The sequence below is a fragment of the Photobacterium sp. DNB23_23_1 genome (genome assembly GCF_052873815.1).
On record NZ_JBNNXT010000082.1, the window covers coordinates 1 to 3,760 of the forward strand.

The 3,760-nt window shown below is 43.1% G+C and carries 4 protein-coding genes; all 4 read right to left on the bottom strand.

Features of this window, described 5'->3' with window-relative positions; genetic code table 11:
* Positions 1–26: 26 nt before the first annotated feature.
* Entirely contained in the window at positions 27–980 is a 954-nt protein-coding gene (locus ACVA53_RS24755; protein WP_446506602.1) for a hypothetical protein, read from the bottom strand.
* Between the two features lie 191 nt (positions 981–1,171).
* Positions 1,172–1,516, bottom strand: a complete 345-nt coding sequence (locus ACVA53_RS24760; RefSeq protein ID WP_446506603.1) for a hypothetical protein — start codon at positions 1,514–1,516, stop codon at positions 1,172–1,174.
* A 1,061-nt stretch (positions 1,517–2,577) separates the two neighbouring features.
* Complete coding sequence (locus ACVA53_RS24765) at positions 2,578–2,892, bottom strand: hypothetical protein (protein WP_446506604.1); 315 nt, start codon at positions 2,890–2,892, stop codon at positions 2,578–2,580.
* Complete coding sequence (locus ACVA53_RS24770; RefSeq protein WP_446506605.1) at positions 2,889–3,386, bottom strand: hypothetical protein; 498 nt, start codon at positions 3,384–3,386, stop codon at positions 2,889–2,891. Before ACVA53_RS24770 ends, ACVA53_RS24765 begins: the two co-directional genes overlap by 4 nt.
* Positions 3,387–3,760 lie beyond the last annotated feature (374 nt).

Genomic DNA, 3,760 nt, shown 5'->3' on the forward strand with positions numbered 1-3,760 from the left:
TATTTCAAGTTATTTGCGTGTAATATCTATTTATCTTCAACCCACCCAACAATAGTTCCGTTTTTGTCTCGTTTAGGCTTCATCTTTTTCTCAACTTCCTGATCGATCTTGTTGGTTGCCCTATCTAGATCAACCGATTGTTTAGCCTGTTCCTTGACCTGTTCGGCTTGCTCCTGAAGCAACTCAACCATGGTCTTCTGCTGCTCCTCTAAGGGCTTTTCCTGCGTTATTTGCTCCAGTTGCTCCAGAGCCTTATCAAGACGCTTTTCAGTGCTGGCAATGCGCATAGCATTACATTCAAGCACGTATTGGGTTAGTTTGGTGCAGTTGCGCTGCACTGCTGCTACTGCCTTGGATAACTTGGCATTGTTGGCAAACCACTTGTTTTTGTATCTCTTTTTGTTGCTGTTGGTCTGCGCTACATACATTTCGTAGTTGTGGCCAAGATGCTTAAAAACAGATGCGTTAAAAGCCTGTTTAACCTCATGCAGTGCTTTTTTCTGCTGTAGCTTTGGCATGGGAGTACCATTAGGAAGGATCTTGCCCACCATTAGGTGTATATGCGTCCCCTTGGTCACATCCTCGCTACTGGTTTGGGGTTCTCGGTGTAACGACCCCCGACAAACCTTGGATAGCTCGTTGGGATCGACCCCGACCGACCGGCCCAGCGATCTAATCATGTCCTTAGTGAGTTCCTTCCATTGCTCATCGGTGCCGTTTTCATCCAGATCGGACGGCAATACAAATACAAATTCGACTGCTGCTGTAGGCGGCCTTCCGCCTTTACGTTTTGCCCTCTGCTTTGCCTTTGCTTGCTCGCAAAGAGTTATCATCCGCATCGAGTTGGCTTGCCCTCCCCAGATGCATTTTAGGTCGATTGAATCTGCGTGAGAGGGTTCATCTTTGTTCTCGAAATACACCTCTCTCGCTGCTACCGACTTGGTTGCTTCAACGGTTACTGTCCAATTCTTAATTCCCATACGTCTTTACTTAAAAAGTAATTTTTTAATTAAATGTATGCAAATCAATACTCAGCCAGTAATGGCTAGATAGGACAACCTTCCACTTCGTTCAGGTTTGTCCTTCTAGCTCAGGGGTGCTAACGCCCCCCGAGACCCCCTGTTGCCCACTTCAATATTACAAGTCTTGGACTTGTAATATCTCAGCGGGTTCAAAAAGATGGTTTAAGCGTATTCTTGGGAGGTTCGAGCCAGATCATAAGAATGGTGATGATCACCATTTTATAAAGGTTGTTCTGGTCTTGCTGGGCTATGGCTTTGGCAAGTTTGCGCATGTGGATGGCTTGTGCAACCCGGTCAAGCTCGGCAGCCATTGCCTTATTTCTTTCACGTATCAGGCGTGCAATCTTAATTGCCCTTTCTTCGTCTAGATCCTTGTTTGCTAATTTTCGCTCCAGAGCTAGAGCCAGATTAACAAAGATTTGTGCATCTTCTGGTGTGGCACATAATTCTCGCGCAATGGCGTGTGCCTTGAGCTTGTTGGTAAGGGTATTCATAGGCTTTTGTTTAAGCCTATTACTTACCAATTGATTTATCACGTTTATTCAGTGGATATGAATAAATTGCCGATCCTACGCCATGTGGATAACTTACCCCCTTGCGCAGTTCGTTTTGAATGATTATGCTATCGACAGATACAAAAAAAGCCCGCCTTTGCAGGGCGAGCTTTTGAAAGAGTTGAGTTAAATGTTTGCAGCATCTAACTCGGCTAAGGATCTAGGGTAAAGTAGAGTCCTTAACAACGGTATATTCTATTCTACTAGGCTATTCAAGCCTGTCAATGTCTCCAGAGGCATTACCTACCCTAGAAACGCACTCATCATTTGTATTTGAAGCCTGTTCGGAAAGCCTACCTTGGTCATGCGAGGTCGCTGTTTTAGATAGCAGCTAGGCAGGGAGCGCATAAGCGCACATGGTTAACGCCATGCTAGTTGGCAGAACTTCGATAGAGTGTAGCGTCACGCAAACGGGGATTCCCATACATGTGGCGCAACGTGGGAGGTCAGCACCTAACCAACGTAAACATAGCTCAGGCAGTCCATGAGAAAGGCCAGCCTACCCTTACGGGTGAATCGGTGTAGTGAGTATGTTCGACAGAGTACGGTGTGGGGGAGAGCGTGTATGGTGCATAGGGTGAGGAAACGACCCTTATCGCAAATAGTCTCGGCTTCGCTTATCTTGGGTTGTAGTTCGCTTTTTAGCTTGAACTCCCTAGGATAGCGAAGCCATGAAAAAAAAACAGCAAGGCGTGCCTTGCAGCCTTTTGCGCAGCAGCCCCTAGGCTGTTGTGCCCATCTTTTAAAGCTCCAGATCTATAAAGACCCAAATAATAAAATAAATAGAGAGTGAATCTTATTACACGTTTAATGCATGTAAGGAAAGAAAAGACTATATTACACGCAATCTAATTGTAAGTTAGTGCTTTTCTAGGTTCATAACTAAAAGGGTGGGAGAATTTTCGTCCGAAAAACAAAAATAAACACGCTGAAAACCGTTTAAAAACAATGCTTTACAGTGGGCTTCAGCGTTGTAAATTAGTGGGTAGCGGTTACACGTCTTACACTTGTAATGCCACCCACGGCTTACCATCAAGTGCTTTAAGCATCTCGTCTTTGCTTGTTTTGCTTATTATGTACTCAGCTTCGCTGTACCACTTTTTATCGCAATGAGGCGACCAATATTGAAAAGCAAACAGATCTTGATACACACCGCCCCCACAGGCCAGTTCTGGTAAATACATTGCCACCTCTTCCGCATCAAGGTGATCATCCGCATTAACCTCAACAGGAATCTGCTTGCCATTATGCATTAGCGTGTAACCATCCACGTCCCAACCGCTTTGGGTAAAGTCAAAAATGTATGCAGTTATCATTTTTCTCCCTCCAAAGTGTCCATTAAGTCCCCCTGACCTTGTTCTTTTGCGATCTGTAGGGCTAGTGCCTCATCGCCTCGTTTCTTGGCGTTGCGCTTATGGCGTGTAAGCTGCTTTTTGAATGCAGTGTAAGATTCTTCAAACTTTTCAATTTCTGAAAGTGTCACACCGTCACTTCTGTCTGTTAGTTTCTCTGTTAACTCAGCCATTCTTCTAGTGATGGTTTCAATGCCAGTAGAGAGTGACTCCTCGTTCATTTTTGTGTGCAAGCTCATGACGAACCAGTGGTACTTTTCTAGCTCCTCTGTGGTCACGTCGTGCTTTGCAATAATGTCTTCTGGTAGCTTTACTGGTGCGCTGTATTTGTTCGCTGTGAAGATGGTTTTGCTTTTCTGTTTCTTGCTCTCCGAGTCATACCAGAATCTTCTAACCACTAGTCTATCTGGAATTGATGAATCTTTGTTCGTTTTCTGTAGGTTAATGTTAAAGCTCATTTGTTTCACGTCCCTTAATTGTAATTTATACATACAGTATAGTAATTAAGATTTATTCCTGCAAGTGCAAAACGTGAAATAAATTAAAAAAACTTACAAGTAAATTTAGTGTAATAGTTACAAGCAAATCAAGTGAAAGAATTGCACGTAAAGCGTGTGAAATATTACAATTAAAATATGTGAAATGGTTACAAGTAAATTAATTGAAAAAAATATTACACGTAAAAACGTGAAATATTACAAGTTTGTGCGTGTAATTAAAAAAAGACCCCCATCATAAAATGGAGGTCTTAAAATTATTTCAAGTTATTTGCGTGTAATATCTATTTATCTTCAACCCACCCAACAATAGTTCCGTTTTTGTCTCGTTTAGG